Here is a 19,910-nt window from a genome sequence, read left to right as displayed (position 1 = left end):
ATTAAATTTTTATTCAAATAGTTTTAATTTAATATTGCATATATTTAAAAATAATGTCACAATATAGGTGCACTTATGAAACTGAGTGCATCTATGTCTGAAAGCCTTCGGGTGACTACGCATATCCAAAACCAGGTTTCAATAGAAGGCGAACCTATTTTTGCGGGTTGGCCTTTTATTTTCTTAATGAGTAAACGCAAAAAATAAGGTAAGTCTTGGGGTGTAAGTATGCTAAAACCGTGCATTGATAATGAAATTGTGCCCAACCAAAATGAATTGATTGAGCATATCGAGCAACTCATATTTTATTTAGACCGAAGTAACGTCCATCATGAACTGTTTTCGCAAGGAGATATTGTCAAACTAACCCGTGAGGTGATTATCACGTATCAATGTGATCGAGATGTCTTTGATACCGCCTTAGATTATGCGATTGATGGACTGAATCGGCATAAGGAAAGTCGACGCTATCAGTTTGTGGTTAATTTGATGACTAGTATTAGTGAAGGAATTGAAATCAGTGCCGCAGAAAATAAACATAAATAGCATGTGATAATAATGGAACGCATGTTTTAACCAAAATTAGCGGGGAGAATAACAGTGAAAAGTCATTATTTTGGAACAATGATGGTATCCGTTCAGGGAATTGATTTATTAATCATCGATTTAAAAAAGTTTGAGACTATTGAACGTGTTCATAAAAGTATTGCAATCGGGGATGATATCTACCACGATACACCTGTCGATTTGGAGGATGTCGATCAAATTACGCAAACAATCCAAGGCTATTTGCAACTATTAAACGATTACCAAATTATTAACTATCAGTTATGGGGTAGTGAAGCACTCGCACACGCAGTTAACGCAGATTTTATCTCAGACCAGATTTTTTTGCGAACGGGTATTAAAATTCAGTGGTTGTCTGTCAATGAAGAAACTTACTACCAAAACCAGGCAATTTTAGTTAATTTAAAAAAACGGCATGTCAAATTAAAGTACCCGCTAATCCACTTCATTAACGTTAATTCTGGCAACACGACGATTACACAGTTTAATCAAGACAGATTTGTATTTTCAACGTACTTTCCACTTGGTCCTGTACGAATTGCAGAAGATCTGGAAAACCTTCGTCAGAATGTTCCAAATTCAGTCGAAGTATTGAATGACTATATTGATAGTAAGTTTGCGGACTTTAAACGGGCACTGCCAACACAGACGATTTCGGATGCCAGTGACGCTATTTTATTAGGCACAATGCCGTTGAGCCATATTAAAATTAGTAAAAAAACGTTGTTGTCTGATAAAGAATTTGAGGTCCTTTTTGATAAGATCATTGATGCCTCAGATCAGTACATCAATGAAGAGTTTGGAATTCCAGAATCTGAAATTCCGTTGCTCTTACCCGAATTATTGCTGTCCCGACGAATTTTACAGCTTACGAATGCAAAGCGAGTTCTTTTTTCCGATACGAATGTCTTGGATGGATTAGCAATTAACGAGGCCGACAAGTTGGGATTACATAAGCATCAGTTTACGGAGCAAATTGTGATTATGTCGGAAAACATTGCAAATCACTACCGTGTTGAACCAGTCCATCGTAAGTTAGTCACTAAGTTTGCATTACATCTCTTTGATCAGTTGAAATCAATGCATGGACTTGATGGACATGAACGTTTACTGCTTCAGGTTGCAGCGATTTTACATGATGTTGGGGCATATATTGATACGCATGAGCATTATTTACATTCTGACTATATTATTCGACATTCTGATATCATTGGCCTCTCAGATAATGATTGTGAAATTATTGCTGCCGTAACACGGTATCATAGTACACAAACACCAGGTGCAGATTTAAGTCGTTTTCAAAAATTACCAACCGAGCAGCGATTACTAATTGCTAAACTGGCCGCTATTCTACGATTGGCAGATGCCCTGGATGATGATCGACAACAAAAAATTAAACGAATTTCAGTTTCACTTAAACCGAACAGCGTTGTTGTCACGGCATTTAGTAATAGTGATTTAGCATTGGAAAATTGGATTTTTACCTTTAAGAGTCGATTTTTTGAGGAAACATTTGGGTTAAAAGTACGATTGAAGCAAAGGAGTCTATCAGTAAAATGAGTGAAAAATTTGATTTTAAACAACATGATTTTTACACCAATCGAGAACTTAGCTGGTTAGACTTTAACTACCGAGTTTTAGAGGAAGCAAAGGACAAAACAAATCCGCTACTGGAGCGGTTGAAATTTTTGAGCATTACGCAAAGTAATCTGGATGAATTTTTCATGGTTCGTGTTGCCTCGTTAGCCAAACTTGCGGCGGTTAACTACGCTAAACCAGATGCATCTGGCCTAACAGCGGACGCACAGCTAAAGGCGGTTAATTTGAAGGCGCATAAGATGCTTATCAAACAGTACAATACACTTAATCGATCGTTAATTCCGGCAGTTGAGCAATTAGGCGTTCGTCTTAAAAACAGGGATACATTGGACGAACGACAAGCCCAATTTGTAAAAAATTACTTTCATGATGAACTGTATCCAGTGTTAACCCCCATGGCAGATGATAGTTCGCGACCTTTCCCGTTTATTGCTAACAATACCATGAATATTGCATTGCGATTGAACGATGGCGAACGTGATAAGGAGCTATACGCGACAATTCCAGTACCAAACAGCTTTCCACGGATCATTGCGTTACCGGGACAGACCAATGAATTTATTTTACTTGAAGATATTATTAAAATGTTTGCTTCAAGATTATTTATTAATTATCAAATTAAAGAACAAACAGTTTTTCGGGTGATTCGTGATATGGATCTAGATGTTGCTGAAGAGGATACTTCTAATCTTTTAAAAGAAGTTCAACAGCAATTAAAAAAGCGGGAACATGGTAATGTGATCCGACTTGAAGTTGAAAATAATAGTAGCCAAAAACTTCTGAATCGGTTAGTTAAGGAGCTTGGGGCAAAACGGTTTGCAGTATATGAGATTAATGGTCCAGTGAATCTAACCTTCTTAAGTGAACTCGTTAAAAAAATAAAGGGTTTAGATGATCAAAAATATTCGGCATTCACAGCCCATCAAGCGTTGCCCTTGTCATCAGACGGTGATATTTTTGCCGCAATTCGGCAACAAGACTGGGTGATGCAACACCCATATGATAAGTTTGATTCAGTTGTTAATTTTATTGGTCAGGCAGCAACTGATCCAGCTGTTTTGGCGATTAAAATGACACTGTATCGAGTATCGGGGAATTCACCAATTATTAAGTATTTGGGAATGGCAGCTCAAAATGGTAAACAAGTAACCGTGCTGGTCGAGGTAAAGGCACGATTTGATGAACAAAATAATGTTCATTGGGCACAGCAATTGGAAAAGATGGGATGTCATGTCATTTATGGCCTGTTGGGATTGAAAACGCATTGTAAGCTATCACTCGTTGTTCGGCGCGAACAGGGAGGAATTCGTCGTTACATGCATATGGGAACGGGGAATTATAACGATGCGACTGCCCATTTTTATACGGATATGGGGCTGTTTACTGCCAATAGTGACATGGGAATTGATGCTACAAACATTTTTAACATGTTATCAGGTTATTCTAAGCCACCATATTTTCACCAGCTGCATATTTCACCTCAAGGAATTCGGGACTTTATTAATGATAGATTGGACCAAGCAATTGCAGTTGCCAAGCAGGATAAAACAGCGTTAGTACGAATGAAAATGAATTCACTATCTGATCAACAGATTATTGCACACCTTTATGAAGCATCTCGTGCGGGGGTTAAGATTGAACTAATCGTTCGTGGAATTTGTTGTTTAAAGGTTGGAATTGAGGGTGTCAGTGACAATATCACAGTTCATTCAATTGTTGGTCGTTTTTTGGAACACAGTCGAATATTTATTTTTGATCTTGATCATGAAGTTTCAACGTACTTAGCTAGTGCAGACATGATGACGCGAAACTTGAATCGGCGTGTTGAATTGCTTTTTCCAATCAATGCGATCCCAACGAAAAGCAAAGTAAATCAGATTTTTGATACGATGTGGAATGATAATGTCAAGTCCAGAATCTTACAGTCTGATGATAGTTATCAACGAATAGATCGTCGTGGTATTGCGAAAATGAGCTCTCAAGACGTATTTATCAAGAATGCGGAGCGACAAATGAAGGCGGAAAAAGAGGATGAGAGCCCCACGACGTCGGAAAATTTTAAACCGCTGCTTAGCCCTAAGAATCAACCCAATTTGTTGTCAGATGAAGGAAGCGATGAGTAAGGATGGAACATTTTACGGTAATCGATCTGGGATCGAATGCGGTCCGGATGACAATTACACGAATTAATGATGATGGCTCATACCAGACGGTTAAGCAAATCAAGAGATATATTCGATTGTCTGAAGGAATGGATGCTAATCAAGAACTACAACCAGAAGCAATCGATCGAACGCTGGCAGCTTTAGCAGATTTTAAAGACATTTATGAGACGTACAAAAACGTTCACGTTAAGGCCGTTGCCACTGCAGCAACCAGGAAAGCCACTAATCGGAACGAATTTTTAGCCTGTATTCAGGAGAAACTTGGTATTCGGTTAGATGTTATTTCAGGTCTAATGGAAGCTAAATATGATTATTTAGCCGTTGCTAACACATTACCAGTTAAGAATTATGTGATGTTAGATACTGGCGGTGGCAGCACGGAAATCGTGCTATGTCAAAATGGAGTTGTCAGCCACCGCGCTAGCCTGCCTATCGGTAGTGTTGGAATTAGTCATCAGTTTCATCTTGAAGATGAAGTTAGCCCAACGGATATATTTGATGCAATGTCCTATGTAAATGATGCGTTGGGTGGTGTTTGGTGGCTGAAAGAAGGCCTAAATTTACCTATTATTGCTGTTGGTGGTAGCAACCGAACCTTGGCGAAAATTTATAAACGAAGTGCGCAAATTGAGAATTTGAATGATATTCATGGTTATCGAATGAGTCGATCAATGGTTAATCATATTTTTTCTCAGATCATTGGTAAGAATCAAGAACAGCGCAAGGAAGTGCCCGGGTTAAGTAAGGTACGAGCAGACATTATCGTTGGCGGTTTGATTCCGATAATTCTAATCTTGCGGTTTTTGGATTCGGATAGAGTTGTCTTTTCTGCAAGTGCGTTACGTGACGGGGTGCTCAAAGAACATTTGAATGCGACCGTTGAGCAAGTTCAAATAAAGGAATAGAAAAAGCTTTCCAAGCAAAGGGATTACGCACAATGCGTATGAGGTTTGCTTGGAAAGCTTTTTAATATTGTCGAAATTATAGGTCCGTTACCGGAGTAACGGGGACAACATATGAAATAATGTGGCGGTTGTAACGGCGATTAAGCCATGAACGCAGGCGGTGATGATTGGAGAAGGAAAGTTTTTGCCGTTCGATGTCCTTAATGACCCGTTGCAGGTCACGTAATTCCTCTGAATATAATTGACGCGTATTGAAAGATAATTGCCGAATCTGTTGGTACAGGGCTGACAAGGCGTAATGATGATGGAACCAGATAAGGTCGGTCAGCTCGGGGTGGAATGTTTGAACGGCGTGGTGGAGCTGTCCTAGATATTGTAATGTTTCCCGATAGGGTGGAATAGTTGTCTCTGATGATTGCCGAGTGACGATAAAGGCGTTATTAGTGGCGACAAAGGCTGCCCGAGCCGTGAGGTTAAAGAGATCGTATAAAAATAGCCGCGGCGCTAGGTTCCCTAATGCAGGGTCAAATCGTCGCTGTCCAATTAGCTGGCGGTCGATGAGGAGGCCAATCACGGTTTCGGGTGTTTGCTGACTGAGTAGTCCGGCGAGAAGTTCCTGCCGATGATGATAAGTTAACGTCTCAGTATGGACGCCGGTAACGGGGGTATCCTGGGCGATGAGTGTTTCAAGATAGGTTGAACTTAAGCGGCAGTCCGGTAGGAGAAACATGACGTGCTGACCATGGGCAGCCGGAAGTGCGAGATTAAAACTTTCCCAAACACTGGTCCGGTGTCGACTTTCGATAATTTGACACGGAATACCGCTTAGCCGTTGAAAAGCTCGGATTTGTTGTGGGGTTTGATCACAAGAATGATGATCAACGAATAGAACTTCGAAGTTACGAAATGATTGGCGTTTGAGATCGGATAGAATACCTGACAGCGTACTAGCACAGTTACTAACGGGAATAATAATACTAATTTCTTTCATATCGATTCGCCTCACTTATCTTTGATCGAGAAACTATCTTATAGATTATATTAATTTAATCCATAAGATAATACAAATGATAACTATTCTTAATATCAAAAAAACACTCGCAATTTAGAATCACGAGTGTTTTTATCAAGGATGAAAAGGAGTGAAAATAGAAGGGTGTTTAATTAGTTGCGAACGATAGTGACTGAAATACCAGCATTCTTAGCCATGTAAGCCGCTTGCGAACCGAAAATTTTGCGACTATCAGATTTACCAATTGAACCAATGACAAGTAAGTCAGCAGCATACTGAGGCAAAACGTGGTTCACAATTCGTTCAGCAGGCTTAGAGCCTTCATCAACGATGGCAGTGATTTTTTTAGGATCCACCCCGTAGTCGATGGCTGCTTGAACGTATTCGTTAATCCGTTCGTTTAGCTGATCGTGGGTACTGTGGATGTAGTCCTTATCCAGCGCTTGGTAGACGTTGATATCATTACTCTCGAGGATTGAAACGATACCGATTTCGGAGCCATCACGTTTTGCCTTATCGACAGCGTAGTCGAAAGCAGCACGTGCGTCAGGGGCATCATCGACACCGACGAGAATCTTGTTAAATTTTTTTGGTGTAATTTGAATTGCCATGCGAATTCATTCCTCCTACTTAAAACTTTTGTTCGACTTCGCCATCAGCTTGTGCAGCAGCGAAACGTTTATTACCACGATAAAGTTCAACAGTTGTCCAAGCGAGCAAAGCAAGCACACCAGCAATCAAAACGTAGGCGATGCCGTTAGCAAGTGCTAATTGTGAACCAGTTGGGTTATCACCGAAGAATCCTTGCACGGAACCAGGCAGGCCGATCATGTTAAGGTAGATCAGTCCAATAACAGAGATCCAGCCTAAGACTTTAAGCCACATTGCATTCTTGAAACTGCCCATTTCGACCTTACTATCGGTCATCATGAGTAATGGCAGCATTGAAAATGGTAATGCAAAGGCTAAGAAGACTTGAGAATTGTTCATCAGATTGTTGATGGCAACGTGTTCTGCGACCTCGCTTTTACCGGCATTCATTGAAACACAGATTAAAACAGGAATGACGGAAATAATCCGAGTAACCAAGCGACGCGCCCATAGTGGCATCCGCATGTGAACGAAGCCTTCCATGATAACTTGGCCGGTTAGCGTACCGGTAATAGTTGAGTTTTGACCAGATGCGAGTAAAGCGACAGCAAATAAAATTGAAAGGATACCGGTGTGGGCAACGTTGACTAATGCGCCGTTAGCGAGGACCGATGAATTTGATAAAGCGTGGTATAAGCCGAAGAATGAAGGATCCTTAACGGCACCAGACTTGAAGACGGCAACCCCCATGATTAACAGAAGTGAGTTAACGACGAAAGCTAAACTCAGTTGGATGTTAGAATCCCAAGCGGAGAACCGAACTGCTTGAGCTACTTCATCCTTTTTTTCGTGATCGATTTTACGCGATTGAGAAATAGCGGAGTGCAAATAGAGGTTATGTGGCATAACGGTGGCACCAATGATACCAAGGGCACCAGACAATGGTGTGTCTCCACCAACTTTATGCGACGTTGAAAAAGTTTCGGCACTGGGAACAAATCCACGAAGGACGTCGCCCCAAGCTGGTGACGATAAAATAACTTCGTACAAGAAAACAATTAAGATAACTAAGATCAAACAAACAACAATGGCTTCAATTTTCCGGAAACCAATTTTAGTTAATAATAGCAATATCAGAACATCAAAAACGGTGATGAAAACTGCAATCACTAGCGGAATATTAAATAATAGATATAGCGCAATTGCCGCCCCAATCACTTCGGCAATATCAGTTGCCATGATGGCTAATTCAGTTAAGATCCAAAGGACTACCCCGAGGGCTTTACTGGTTCTAGCACGGATCGCCTGTGCTAAATCCATTTGTCCGACAATACCAAGTTTGGCCGCCATGTACTGTAATAACATCGCAATCAAACTTGACATGAGGATCACAGAGATTAATAGGTATTGAAAGTTTTGACCACCAGTGATTGAAGTTGACCAGTTACCTGGATCCATGTAACCAACCGCAACTAAGGCACCAGGACCGGAATAAGCAAGCAAGGTTCGGGCGAAGCTCTTTCCTTGTGGTACAACGACAGTCCCGTTAATTTCTTCAAGTGAACGGCCGTTGGCATATTCAATTAACTTATGCTTCTTTTTGACATTTTGAGTCTCATCCATTATTTGATTCCCCTTGTTTATATTTTTTGTTCCTATGCAATAATACTACGTATTTCACATGTGTAAACAAAAAGTTCGGATATCCTAAACTTTTAACTAACGTTGATTACATAATGTAATCGTTTCCTTTGCTGATGCGATAGTAAAGCAGAATCTTGATAATTTTTTTAAGCTTTTTTCAGTCTAATACCAAAAAAACAAAGGTGATTAGCAGTGGGGGCTAATTACCTTTGTTAGCGTATGACCTTTCAAGTGGGATTGAAAGGCGCGAATTATTTTTTTGAAGAGAGTGAGATTTAGAGTTGAGAAACTGGAGATCTTATATTTTATGGTTTATAGCGGCGTTGTAAGCGATAAAATATAAAATTATCAGTCACAAAGTAACTTATAGCAGGTGAGTCCATCAACAGAATTGACGTTAATCGTCATTCCGTCTGCTGGTTGTTCATTGAGCCAGAAATTATGATCAAAGTGATCGACAAAGTGAAAGACATAGCGATTTTGATTGAGATGACGCTGACGATCAAGATAGCCAGAGGATCCGTCGGATAACGTTACTGGTTGTGGATAAATACCAGATTTTAAATATACTTCTATCATGATCTAAAACCTCCTTTCATGGTTATTCTAAGTGATTAGGATATTGAAATCAATATTAATAGTAAAAAATATTAGGTATACCTAAAAAACGAGAAATGAAATCAATCTTGCCATTCACAGTCGTTACGTTTATGATCAATATATGGTAAGCGTTTTATTTACTAATCAGAGGGAGTCGATCAATATGGCAATTGAGATTACGGTACCACATTTTAATAAAATTTTGGTTGGGGTAGATGACGCCCCCGATGCTCGAATGGCTTTTGACTATGCCGTTGATAAAGCGAAACGCGATGGATCAGAACTTGGCATTGTTTCGATTCTTGAAACGAGTGATATTAATGTTTATCAAGCACTAAGTAAGGATTTTGTGCATGGCTCGCGTGATGAACTTGATGAACGTTTGAATGAATACATTCAAGCTGCCGTTGATTATGGCGTGGATCCAAAAAAAATCACTAAAATTATTGATGAAGGCTCCAAACCAGCAGAACGAATTATTAATCATGTTTTACCCGCATTTCACGCCGATCTACTGGTTATTGGTTCAGTTAGTAAGGAAAATAGCCGTAAATTAGTTGGCTCGCAAGCGGCTTATATGGCCAAGAATGCTCGTATTTCAGTGACGATTGTGAGAAAGTAAATTGGAAAATAAAGTGCTTCCTAAATGGCTAGACAGTTGCCCAGTCATTTAGGAAGCATTTTTGGAAGTATCTAATTTTTTTGATTAATCGATGTTATCGGAAGTTGCGGCCTTATCAACGGGAGTATTGAATAACGGTTCTTCAATACCACGGTCAACTTCAGCCTGAATGGTGATGTGACAGACGTGATATTTTTCTTTTAAAAGTGTTTCTACTTGCCGATAAATTGGTTCAACAGAGCTTAATGGTCGATCAGATAGATTGATATGCGCAGAAAAAATGATACGATGCTCGTCAATCATCCACGCATGAACGTGATGGACGCCAATGACACCTTCAATTTGGGTAATATCGGTTTTGATTTGATCAAAATCAAGATGGGGGGATGATTGCATCAGAATGCTCAGTGTTTGGTGAATTACAGGACAAATTTCGTAGCAGATATAGATGGCGACAAGAATCGTCAATACCGGATCAAGCCAGTAGATATTCCAAAATGTAATTACTAGTGCACCGATAATGACACCGATGGATGAGAGTGCGTCACTAAGAATGTGGAGATAAGTTGCCTTGATGTTTAAACTATCTTTACTGCCCTGTTGTAGGAGTAAAGCTGATGCTAAGTTGGCGATAAATCCGATAACCGCCACGATGAGCATTAACTTACCATCGACAGGTTGGGGATGGAAGAGCCGGCGAACTGCTTCAACCATTAAAAAGATTGAGACAACGATTAGAAATAAAGAATTTAAGAAGGCTGACAGAATTTCAGCTCGTCGATAACCGTAAGTGCGGCGCTCGGTTTCAGGACGACTGCCGATCACTTGAGCGAAGTAACCCATTAAGATGGAAGCAGAGTCTCCTAGATTATGAAAAGCATCTGAAAGAAGCGCTAAACTGCCTGAAAAAACGCCCCCGAGAATTTCAGCAATTGTAATCAGAATATTTAACATGGTCACCCAAAAGAATCGAATGCCATTGACACGGTGTGAATGCATAATATCACTTCTTTAAACAATATTTTTAGGCAATCCTAACTATTAAAGTAATGATAGACTATTATTACTTTTCAATCAATGTTTCTGAGAAAATTTAAGATAAATCACTATCGTTTTATTTTAAAGTGTTCTATTATTGAAGTCAGTAACGTAAATTTATTATATAGAAGAAATAAGTCAGTTGAGGTGACGGTATTGACCCCGATGAAAGAGGACTATATCAAGATAATTTTTGAACTCGGTGGTAGAAATAAAAAAATATCAAATAAAGAAATTGCGCTTGGCCTGGACGTTGCGGCAGGGTCAGTGACGGAAATGATTTCTAAATTGGTGGAAGAAAAGCTAGTTGTTCACGAGCCGTACGCAGGAATTTCACTAACAAAAAAAGGGTTGCACTTTGCGACTGAGCTGGTCCGAAAACATCGACTGTGGGAAACGTTTCTTGTTGATAAGTTGCAGTACAATATTGCTGATGTTCACCCAGAGGCTGAAGTTTTGGAGCATCAGACCAGTGATCGTTTGGCTAACTCGCTAGATGATTTCTTAGGACACCCTAAGCATTGCCCGCATGGTGGCGTCATTCCCGATGAAGCGGGTAATTTTGTGGATATCAGTCATGCCATGTTAGCAGACGCTGAGGACGGACAGACTGTCGAAATTGAACGCTTCCTAGATAACCACGAATTATTAATCTATATTAATAGTTTAAATCTTAAAATTGATGATGTTGTCCAAGTTGTGAGTCATGACCCATTTGAAGGCCCAATTCACGTTATTCGGGTAACGGATCAAGCTGAAATTGCGATTTCCTATAAGGCCTCGCATAACATTTTCGTTAGAAATACCAACGAATAGCGTGAATGTGTTGCTTTGTTGATTATTAGTATCTTTTTTTGAAATCGTGTGCTATACTCATTCATGTAGTTTAGGTAAGGTAATTTTGGTTCGATCGTTTCATTGTTTGGAATATCCCCAATTTGCACCGGAACATGAATTACAAAATAAATATGTGCAAATTAGCACAGGAGGATTTTCAACATGGAACAAGGAACAGTTAAATGGTTTAACGCAGACAAAGGTTTTGGATTTATCACTCGTGAAGATGGCAACGATGTATTCGTTCACTTCTCAGCTATCCAAGGCGACGGCTTCAAGACTCTTGAAGAAGGCCAAGCAGTTAGCTTCGACGTTGAAGAAAGCGACCGTGGACCACAAGCCGTTAACGTTAACAAGCAATAAGATTAATTATTGAAAATATGGTTCCCAAATCATTTCGATTTGGGAACCTTTTTTTGTATTGCTAATCGGCCAATGATGGCTCATAATAATCTGGTTGAAATACAATTAGTAAATGGATGCCAATAATATTGAGTTAAATAAAAAGGGGTGATACCAGTGGTTAATAGTGATCAGGAGCAGGCAGAAGTGATTTCAGCGTGTTTGTTAGCAGGCCGAATATTGGTTGAAAATGGATCTGAAATTTCACGAGCCGTCGATACCATGGAACGCATTGCCAAAAATGCCGGAATGGATTCGGTTCAACTATTTGTGACGGTCACTGGTATTATGCTGTCGGTTGATAATCAGCCGAATGCGCAGGTCGCGGGAATTAGTCATCGGACAATTGATCTAGACAAGGTGGCTCGGGTAAATGAGCTTTCCCGTGAATTTGCGGTACATAAGATTAAACTTTCTCAAATGGTTTCACGACTCGATGAAATCGACAATAATACACCAACGTTTCCGTTTTGGCAGAAACTCTTGGCGTCGGGATTACTGAGTGCGGTGCTATTAATTGTTTTTACCAAGGAATTTATTGATGCGCCCGCCGGATTTGTGATTGGGGCGATCGGCTATGCCGTCTTTTACTTCTTTAACCGCCAGTTTAAGGTTCAGTTTATTAGTGAGTTCTTTGCATCATTGGTAATTGGGATTTTGGCGGCTTTGGCGGTTAAATTAGGTTTGGGGGTCTATCTCGATAACATCATCATCGGTGGGGTTATGCCACTGGTTCCCGGGGTACCAATTACGAACGCGGTGCGCGATACGGTAGCAGGTAATTTAATTAGTGGCCCGGCTCGGGCGGTCGAAGCACTATTGTCGTCGATTGCGATTGGGTGTGGGATAGTCTGTGTGCTACATTTCCTATAGGAGAACGAAATGGATATTTTAACGGTTGTTTTTGAAATGTTAATGGCCTATGTTGCGACGATTTGCTTCGGGGTGATTATGAACATTCCGCACCAAGCATTTAATAGTGCTGGCCTAATCGGTGGAATTTCTTGGGGCTTTTACTGGGTGATTTCACATCTGGGAGTGGGGATTGCCTTTGGTAATCTGTTGGCAGCCATGCTGATTAGTATTTTGAGTATGTATGCAGCGCGGTACAAAAGAATGCCGGTTATTATTTTTAATATTCCAAGCTTGGTTTCATTCGTACCTGGTGGTCAGGCCTATCAGACAATCCGTAATTTCGCGATTGGTCATACGGCCACGGCCTGGGGATTCTTAATGCAGGTAGTTGTCATTGCTGGCGCCCTCGCAATGGGGTTTGCGCTGGGTGAATTGTATCACCAAATTGGATTGCATCACTGGCATCGCTTATTGAAACGGCAATCAAAATAGTAGAGTCTTAATAATTAAAGTATTCGTTATATGGTATACTTTGACTGACTAATATTTTCGGGGGAACTCATTTATGTATATGGAACGTGATTCAGAACGACTGAAACGCTTTTTAATTTGCGGTGTTATTTTTGTTATCATTGCCGCCATGGTCTATTCGAATTCAGTCGTTTTTCAACTATTCGACTCAATGTTACAGGCTTTCTTTACCGGCACAACAACGGACTTTCGGACAATGCTAATGAAGTTAGTTTCATTTATTGGTAGTCCTAAAATGTCGATTATCTATGTGGTTATCATTGCCTTTTTCCTGTGGGGCTTTAAGTATAAGATTCCCGCACTTTGGGCACTTGGTACCATTGCGGGTGGAGACGTGGTCGCCTACGTAGTGAAAGATATTGTGAAGCGGGCTCGTCCAGCTCAACACATGGCTACTGATGATGGGTACAGTTTTCCTAGTGGTCATGTATTTGGTTTCTTCTTGGTTGCGGCCATCCTGTTTATGGTTGTTATCCCGAACTTGAAGAAGAGCTGGTTACGTTTGCTATGTCAAATTTTGCTCGTGCTCTTTATTATTATCCTTGCGATTTCACGAGTTTATCTGTACGCACACTATCCAAGCGATGTCATTGGGGCAATGCTATTAGCTTACACTTGGTTGCAGGTTGCACAATGGTTATATGTTTGGTTGGCGCCGATTCTGCAACGATGGTCGTTTTTAGCCAATTCTGAAATTTAATTAATTGCAAAAGATAGTGAAAATTGGTAACTTTAAGAAGTAAAGTAGTGTGGTTACTTTTGGTTTGACGGAGGTGGAGCTAATGAAACTACATCGTTCTCAAAATAAAGTATTTTCTGGTGTATTAGCGGGATTTGCAGATTATTTCGGCTGGGATGTCTCGCTGACCCGGATTGCATACATTGTGTTGGCTGTGTTTACAGGATTCTTCCCATGCCTGTTGATCTACATTGCAGCCGCAATTGTAATGCCTGAAGACTAATTAAAAAGACGACTGAACTGTATCAATCGGTTCAGTCGTCTTTCTTTCAGCTGCTTACAAAGTTTCTTTTAACCACTCATCTGCGAGCGTGAGCCAATGGGCAACGTGTGGTTGATCGGCATCTGGTTTCCACGCGGTGGCAGCGGTGGCGAGTGCCATTCCGTGAGGACCATGACGAAAAATATGGAGCTCTTGCGCGATGTTATGAGCTGCCAATGCTGTGCTGTACGCCAACGAATTAGCAACGGGGACAAACGGATCGTCGCTGGTGACCCATGTAAATGTCGGGGCGTTGTAATCGTTGACGTGTTTTTGAGCAGCAAACCGGTCGAGATCATCTCCCGCCCATTGATGGGCACGGTGCTGATCGTCGGGAAAGCCCATTTGAAGGTCAATGACCGGGTATCCTAAGATGGCCGCGTTGGGTTTAAGTTGATCAGCGGTAGCTTGCGTTTGTTTTGCAACCCAGTCTGAACGCCAATAATCATTGTATAGGCTGACGACGTGGCCACCAACGGAAAAGCCCATTGGGATGATTTGGCTAGGGTCTACCTGCCATTGGGCGGCATTTTCACGGATCAAAGCGATACTCTTACCCAGCTCGATCAGTGGTGCGGGTAATAATGGGGTCTGTTCATCTTCAAAACTATATCGCAATACAAAGCACTGGTAGTGACGTGCGGCAAAAGCTAAACAAATATTTTCAGCCTGCTCGGTTTGGATATGCGTATATGATCCCCCGGGGACGTAGATGACAGCGGGAAGTTGTTGGTGATCATTACGGGGATCCAAATCTTTGAGGTAGCAAGTGAGGGTCGCCTGAGTTTGATACTCAGGACTGGATAAAGACTGTTTGAAGATACGCAAAATTGTTCCTCCTATGCAAAATTATTTTCTGGAGACTATTATAATGCAAAAAACATATAAAACGAATCGATTAATCATTAGTCAGGTTCAGCTCACTGATACAGAGGCATTAATGGCGGTGTTCGAAGACCGTCAAATTGAACTTTTGAGTGGGTTGTTATTGCCATCGAACCCGATTCAACGGTATATGGCATTTCAAATGATGTGCAGTAAACCGTATATTTATGTCATGCGTCAGTTGGCAAGCAATGAATTGGTGGGCGTTGTTGGATTTTATCCCTGCTATTTACGCGACGAGATGCCAGCCATTGATGATCGTGAAATTGGCTATGCGCTAAAAAAGGACCAATGGAACCAAGGGCTAATGACGGAGGCGTGTGGGCCACTTGTACAGGATTTCATTGCGGACGATCCGCAACATACGGTCCACGCGAATGTTTTACCGCGGAATTTTCGTTCGATTCGTGTGCTGCAAAAGAATGGATTTGATGTGACCCCCGCGCCAAATTACTTGACGGTTGATGACGACGAAGAGAAAATCCATCTACAACGGGGGGCACAAAAATAAAAATACACTTGTAGTTTGGGTGATGTGGTGTATAATACTCTCATATCGGAAGAAGAGGTTGCATGACTCATCAGTAGTCGTTGTTAGGTGATTAAGAACCGGAGCAATGATGAAAGGGTGCCATGCCGAAATGGAACGCTGCTTATTCAGCGAACTGTTGGGCCCTGGTTGAATAAATCAGGGACTGTCGCAATGTGATAATTGCGGGGCGCTATCGACGATTTGACCAAGATTACATAGATATTGGGTCTTTTTGTTTGGTGTTCTCAAGCAAAGAGGCCTTTTTTTATTGAATTGGCAAGCGAGGCTCTTTTGATAACTAAATAGGTAAGGGAGATCAATATGGGAACACAAGATTCAAAACAGCAACATCATGGTGTGCGACGGTCGTTGAAGACGCGTCACTTATCAATGATTGCCTTGGGCGGTTCAATTGGAACAGGATTATTAATTGCGAGTGGATCAACGATTGCACAGGCGGGACCGGGTGGCTCAATCGTCGCCTATGCCGTCATGGGACTAATGGTCTATTTTCTGATGACAAGTTTAGGTGAAATGGCCACGTATATGCCGCTAACGGGATCGTTTGCCGCTTACTCGACAAAATTTGTGGATCCGGCACTGGGATTTGCAATGGGCTGGAATTACTGGTTTAATTGGGCGATTACCATTGCCGTTGAAATTACAACGGCCGGTGTGGTCGTGAATTTCTGGTTACCAAATGTTCCAAGCTGGATTTTTAGTGCAATTACAATGGCGTTTATTTTCATTATTAACGTATTGTCTGTTAGCTCTTTTGGTGAGGCAGAGTACTGGATGGCAATTATCAAGGTGATTACGATTATCATCTTCTTAATTGCTGGTGTCTGCATTATTGTTGGGATTTTAGGTGGAACTTCTGTTGGATTTCACAACTTAACTTACAAGAAGGCCCCATTTGTTGGCGGCTTCTCCTCAATTATTGGGGTATTCTTAGTTGCGGGCTTCTCATTCCAAGGTACCGAATTAATCGGGGTGACAGCTGGTGAATCTGAAACTCCTGAAAAAAGTATTCCCCGGGCAATACATTCAACGTTTTGGCGGATTCTCTTGTTCTATATCCTCGCAATTTTCGTGATTGCATGTATTTTACCGTACACAAGCAAGAACTTGCTCGGATCATCTGTATCTGACGTTGCGATGAGTCCCTTTACGTTGGTTTTCCGGCGGGCCGGGTTGGCTGCTGCTGCAAGCGTCATGAATGCGGTAATTTTAACCGCGGTGATTTCGTCTGCTAACTCTGGTATGTATGCCTCAACCCGGATGCTGTATTCGCTATCCCTTGAAGGCTATGCACCGAAGATTTTTGGAATTACCAATCTTCGTGGCATTCCAGTATATGCGCTTTTAGGGACTACGGTAGTCGGGGCCTTCACCTTCTTAACAGGAATTTTTGGCCCACAGATTTATGAATTTTTGATTGATGCAAGTGGGATGACTGGATTTATTGCCTGGGTCGGCATTGCAATTTCACATTTGCGATTCCGGCGCGCCTACATCGCTCAGGGGCACAAGGTTTCCGAACTGAAGTACCATGCAACATTATTCCCATTCGGCCCAATTCTGGCCTTAGTACTGTGTTTGGTGGTCATCATTGGACAAAATCCAAGCTCGTTCATTCATTTGAATTGGCAACAAATTACCATTACCTATGTCGGAGTACCATTGTTTATTATTCTATGGTTGTACTACAAGATTCGCTACAAGACACATGTCATTCCGCTGCAAGAGGTTGACTTGAACCCGCGGACAAAGAGTGAATCATACGAAGGATAGCATTTAGTTTTGTGACTGGTTCTTAATCCAATGGGTTAAGAACCAGTTTTATATAAAATTGTAATTTCACTGTTTTGTAATTAATTATTAATTTTAGTTTTCGTCATATGATGATACAATAGACCTCGTGTCTTTAAAGACGATAAAATTCATTTGGAGGAAATTTTCATGATCGTATTATCTGGAACAATTGGAGCCGGCAAGACCAGCCTCACGCAAATGCTTGCTGACCACTTAGGAAGTAAGGCATTTTATGAGTCGGTCGATGACAACGAAATTCTGCCACTGTTCTATAAAAATCCGAAGAAGTATGCGTTCTTACTCCAGATTTATTTTTTAAATAAGCGACTTGATGAAATCAAGGGCGCCTTTGCAAACGATACTGATGTTTTAGATCGGTCGATTTTTGAAGATTCCCTGTTATTTGGGCTCAATGCCGACCTTGGTCGGGCAACCCAGACAGAGGTTGAAATTTACGATTCATTACTCAAAAATATGATGGAAGAGCTACCTGACGAACCACATAAGAAGGCGCCAGACTTGATGATTCATATTCATGTTTCGTTTGAAACAATGTTGGATCGCATTAAAAAGCGTGGACGGAACTACGAACAAATTGAAACGGATCCGAGTTTGTTCGACTACTACAAGACGCTCAATGAACGGTACGTTAAGTGGTATGACAGCTATGACCAAAGCCCTAAAATTAGCATTGATGGGGATCAGTTTAATTTCGTAGAGGATCCTGCGGCTGCACAGAAAGTCTTGACGATGATTGACGATAAACTCGATCAATTATCATTGAAATAGCACCAATTGAGCCTCTCAGTTATTGAGAGGCTTTTTTTCTGATCAAAATATGGGCTAAAGGGTGACTTATTTGAGAAAATCATCTATGATATAGGACAGTCGTATGTACACGTTTGCATTAATTATCGATAAATTAAGGCTCGGGGAAGTGATTGTCACGCTTAATCAAAAGAAACATCGATTATCATTACCACAATTGTTAACGTTTGGCTTTCTCGGTATTATCTTAATCGGAAGCGTGTTACTTTCACTCCCGATTGCGACCGATACCGTTACCGGAACGGATTACGTGGACGCCCTGTTTACCGCGACATCTGCGACCTGTATTACCGGATTGACGACCATTAGTACTGCAGCCCACTGGTCTGTTTTTGGGCAAATTGTCATTATGATCTTGGTTGAAATTGGTGGCCTTGGATACATGACGTTTACGGTGCTGCTATTTTCGATGATCCGAAAGCGACCGACATTGACGACTCGGATGATGGTGAAGGAGTCACTGAGCCTGGAAACGTTGGCTGATGTTAAGACGGTAACTAAATATGTCATTGGGTTATCGATTGTGATCCAGACCGCCGGCGTTTTTTTACTAATGGTTGATCTGGTACCCCGTTTTGGGTTACTGAAGGGGGCCTACTTTAGCCTTTTTCACTCGGTAATGGGTTTTTGTAATGCCGGGTTTGATCTGTTTGGTGACAGTTTGGCCAGTTTTGCGAATGACCCTTACGTCATTTTGGTGATCTCGATGTTAATCGTTGCTGGGGGTGTGGGGTTCCTAGTGTGGCGAGATCTGTTATTATGGCGCCGCCGGCATCGTGTCTCACTGCATACCAAGATTTCTCTAACTACGTCGGCAGTATTAACAGTGAGCGCGACGCTGATTTTATGGTTTTCAGAGCATGGGTTTCGGGCGTTGGGGAGCCACGTGAATTTGTGGTCGCGAATGGTGGATACGTTTCTACTAGCGGTTTCGCCGCGAACGGCAGGACTACAGGTGTTGTCATACTCGCATATTTCGATGGCTGGCATTATCTTGACGATGGTGCTGATGTTTATTGGGGGCACTCCTGGATCAACCGCAGGGGGAATCAAAACAACCACGCTTGGGATTTTATGGATGCAGAGTTGGGCGGCGCTGAGAGGTCAAGAAGACGTTGAATTTGGACACCGACGATTTAGTCAGGAAAATATTTATCGGGCTTCAATGCTGGTCTTTATTAGTGCCATGATTGTAATTATTGCAGTAATGCTGCTCTCGATTTCGGAACCGATTCCTAAAGGACAGGGCCTGGAATATATTTTATTCGAGGTTCTCTCGGCATTTAGTACCACCGGTCTATCAATGGGATTGACGCCCCACTTAACGCTTTTTGGTAAAAGCATTATTATGGTGCTGATGTTCATTGGTCGGGTGGGACTTTTTACGGTGATGTACACGATTCTCAATGCCAATCGGCGGCAACGGCATTATCGGTACGTCGAAGAAGGCGTGATGATCGGATAACGTGATAAAACGGAGG

At 41.5% G+C, this 19,910-nt stretch carries 21 protein-coding genes and 1 riboswitch; of the genes, 15 read left to right on the top strand and 6 right to left on the bottom strand.

Going from position 1 to position 19,910, the window contains the following annotated elements:
• The first annotated feature begins 228 nt into the window (after nt 1-228).
• Genes FC26_RS05965 through FC26_RS05950 form a run of 4 tightly spaced genes read left to right on the top strand, consistent with a single transcriptional unit; the run spans nt 229 to nt 5,236 of the window.
• Nucleotides 229-546, top strand: coding sequence for a hypothetical protein (locus FC26_RS05965; RefSeq protein ID WP_057778721.1), 318 nt, complete (start codon nt 229-231; stop codon nt 544-546).
• Between the two features lie 54 nt (nt 547-600).
• On the top strand, nt 601-2,127 hold the full coding sequence (locus FC26_RS05960; RefSeq protein WP_338045553.1) for a Ppx/GppA phosphatase family protein: 1,527 nt from the start codon (nt 601-603) through the stop codon (nt 2,125-2,127).
• Nucleotides 2,124-4,289 carry an RNA degradosome polyphosphate kinase gene (locus FC26_RS05955; RefSeq protein WP_057778719.1) on the top strand — a complete coding sequence of 722 codons (2,166 nt, stop codon included), beginning with the start codon at nt 2,124-2,126 and terminating at the stop codon, nt 4,287-4,289. The genes FC26_RS05960 and FC26_RS05955 overlap by 4 nt, the downstream gene beginning before the upstream one ends.
• Nucleotides 4,290-4,291: 2 nt before the next feature.
• On the top strand, nt 4,292-5,236 hold the full coding sequence (locus FC26_RS05950; protein WP_057778716.1) for a Ppx/GppA family phosphatase: 945 nt from the start codon (nt 4,292-4,294) through the stop codon (nt 5,234-5,236).
• 76 nt (nt 5,237-5,312) lie between these two features.
• On the opposite strand, the gene FC26_RS05945 is transcribed toward FC26_RS05950, so the two are convergent.
• The 4 genes from FC26_RS05945 to FC26_RS05930 all read right to left on the bottom strand — a co-directional run bounded on the left by FC26_RS05945 (nt 5,313) and on the right by FC26_RS05930 (nt 9,062).
• Nucleotides 5,313-6,227, bottom strand: coding sequence for a glycosyltransferase family A protein (locus FC26_RS05945; protein WP_057778714.1), 915 nt, complete (start codon nt 6,225-6,227; stop codon nt 5,313-5,315).
• Nucleotides 6,228-6,400: 173 nt separating this feature from the next.
• Entirely contained in the window at nt 6,401-6,859 is a 459-nt protein-coding gene (locus FC26_RS05940) for a universal stress protein (RefSeq protein WP_057778712.1), read from the bottom strand.
• 19 nt (nt 6,860-6,878) lie between these two features.
• Nucleotides 6,879-8,462 (bottom strand): Nramp family divalent metal transporter, encoded by a 1,584-nt coding sequence (locus tag FC26_RS05935; protein ID WP_057778710.1) that lies wholly within the window; start codon nt 8,460-8,462, stop codon nt 6,879-6,881.
• A 369-nt stretch (nt 8,463-8,831) separates the two neighbouring features.
• The gene (locus tag FC26_RS05930) at nt 8,832-9,062 is read right to left on the bottom strand and encodes a hypothetical protein (RefSeq protein WP_057778708.1); all 231 of its coding nucleotides are present in this window, start codon (nt 9,060-9,062) and stop codon (nt 8,832-8,834) included.
• 184 nt (nt 9,063-9,246) lie between these two features.
• On the opposite strand from FC26_RS05930, the gene FC26_RS05925 reads away from it, so the two are divergent.
• Nucleotides 9,247-9,705, top strand: coding sequence for a universal stress protein (locus tag FC26_RS05925; RefSeq protein WP_057778706.1), 459 nt, complete (start codon nt 9,247-9,249; stop codon nt 9,703-9,705).
• Between the two features lie 84 nt (nt 9,706-9,789).
• Here the strand turns inward: FC26_RS05925 and FC26_RS05920 are convergent, their stop codons facing one another.
• A complete protein-coding gene (locus tag FC26_RS05920) occupies nt 9,790-10,704 on the bottom strand; it encodes a cation diffusion facilitator family transporter (protein ID WP_057778704.1) in 915 nt (304 codons plus the stop codon).
• A 195-nt stretch (nt 10,705-10,899) separates the two neighbouring features.
• On the opposite strand from FC26_RS05920, the gene FC26_RS05915 reads away from it, so the two are divergent.
• From FC26_RS05915 to FC26_RS05890, 6 genes are all read left to right on the top strand, one after another.
• Nucleotides 10,900-11,559: a metal-dependent transcriptional regulator gene (locus FC26_RS05915; RefSeq protein ID WP_057778702.1), complete on the top strand. Its 660-nt coding sequence runs from the start codon at nt 10,900-10,902 to the stop codon at nt 11,557-11,559.
• A 183-nt stretch (nt 11,560-11,742) separates the two neighbouring features.
• Nucleotides 11,743-11,943: a cold-shock protein gene (locus tag FC26_RS05910; RefSeq protein WP_057778700.1), complete on the top strand. Its 201-nt coding sequence runs from the start codon at nt 11,743-11,745 to the stop codon at nt 11,941-11,943.
• A 156-nt stretch (nt 11,944-12,099) separates the two neighbouring features.
• Nucleotides 12,100-12,855 carry a threonine/serine exporter family protein gene (locus FC26_RS05905; protein ID WP_057778697.1) on the top strand — a complete coding sequence of 252 codons (756 nt, stop codon included), beginning with the start codon at nt 12,100-12,102 and terminating at the stop codon, nt 12,853-12,855.
• A gap of 9 nt (nt 12,856-12,864) precedes the next feature.
• On the top strand, nt 12,865-13,329 hold the full coding sequence (locus tag FC26_RS05900; RefSeq protein ID WP_057778695.1) for a threonine/serine exporter family protein: 465 nt from the start codon (nt 12,865-12,867) through the stop codon (nt 13,327-13,329).
• 73 nt (nt 13,330-13,402) lie between these two features.
• Entirely contained in the window at nt 13,403-14,068 is a 666-nt protein-coding gene (locus tag FC26_RS05895) for a phosphatase PAP2 family protein (protein ID WP_057778693.1), read from the top strand.
• Between the two features lie 82 nt (nt 14,069-14,150).
• Nucleotides 14,151-14,330: a PspC domain-containing protein gene (locus tag FC26_RS05890; RefSeq protein ID WP_057778691.1), complete on the top strand. Its 180-nt coding sequence runs from the start codon at nt 14,151-14,153 to the stop codon at nt 14,328-14,330.
• 54 nt (nt 14,331-14,384) lie between these two features.
• On the opposite strand, the gene FC26_RS05885 is transcribed toward FC26_RS05890, so the two are convergent.
• Nucleotides 14,385-15,197: a lp_1002 family arylesterase gene (locus FC26_RS05885; RefSeq protein WP_057778689.1), complete on the bottom strand. Its 813-nt coding sequence runs from the start codon at nt 15,195-15,197 to the stop codon at nt 14,385-14,387.
• Nucleotides 15,198-15,240: 43 nt separating this feature from the next.
• Between FC26_RS05885 and FC26_RS05880 the strand changes: the two genes are divergently transcribed.
• From FC26_RS05880 to FC26_RS05865, 4 genes are all read left to right on the top strand, one after another.
• Nucleotides 15,241-15,765: a GNAT family N-acetyltransferase gene (locus FC26_RS05880; RefSeq protein ID WP_057778687.1), complete on the top strand. Its 525-nt coding sequence runs from the start codon at nt 15,241-15,243 to the stop codon at nt 15,763-15,765.
• Nucleotides 15,766-15,809: 44 nt separating this feature from the next.
• A riboswitch (Lysine riboswitch) is annotated at nt 15,810-15,987 on the top strand.
• Between the two features lie 120 nt (nt 15,988-16,107).
• Nucleotides 16,108-17,580, top strand: coding sequence for an amino acid permease (locus FC26_RS05875; RefSeq protein ID WP_057778686.1), 1,473 nt, complete (start codon nt 16,108-16,110; stop codon nt 17,578-17,580).
• A gap of 168 nt (nt 17,581-17,748) precedes the next feature.
• Entirely contained in the window at nt 17,749-18,390 is a 642-nt protein-coding gene (locus FC26_RS05870) for a deoxynucleoside kinase (RefSeq protein ID WP_057778684.1), read from the top strand.
• A 103-nt stretch (nt 18,391-18,493) separates the two neighbouring features.
• A complete protein-coding gene (locus tag FC26_RS05865; protein ID WP_083483761.1) occupies nt 18,494-19,894 on the top strand; it encodes a TrkH family potassium uptake protein in 1,401 nt (466 codons plus the stop codon).
• Nucleotides 19,895-19,910 lie beyond the last annotated feature (16 nt).

Origin of the sequence: Paucilactobacillus vaccinostercus DSM 20634, assembly GCF_001436295.1 — a bacterium.
GTDB classification, from domain to species: domain Bacteria; phylum Bacillota; class Bacilli; order Lactobacillales; family Lactobacillaceae; genus Paucilactobacillus; species Paucilactobacillus vaccinostercus.
This window is presented reverse-complemented; position numbering and strand designations above follow the sequence as displayed.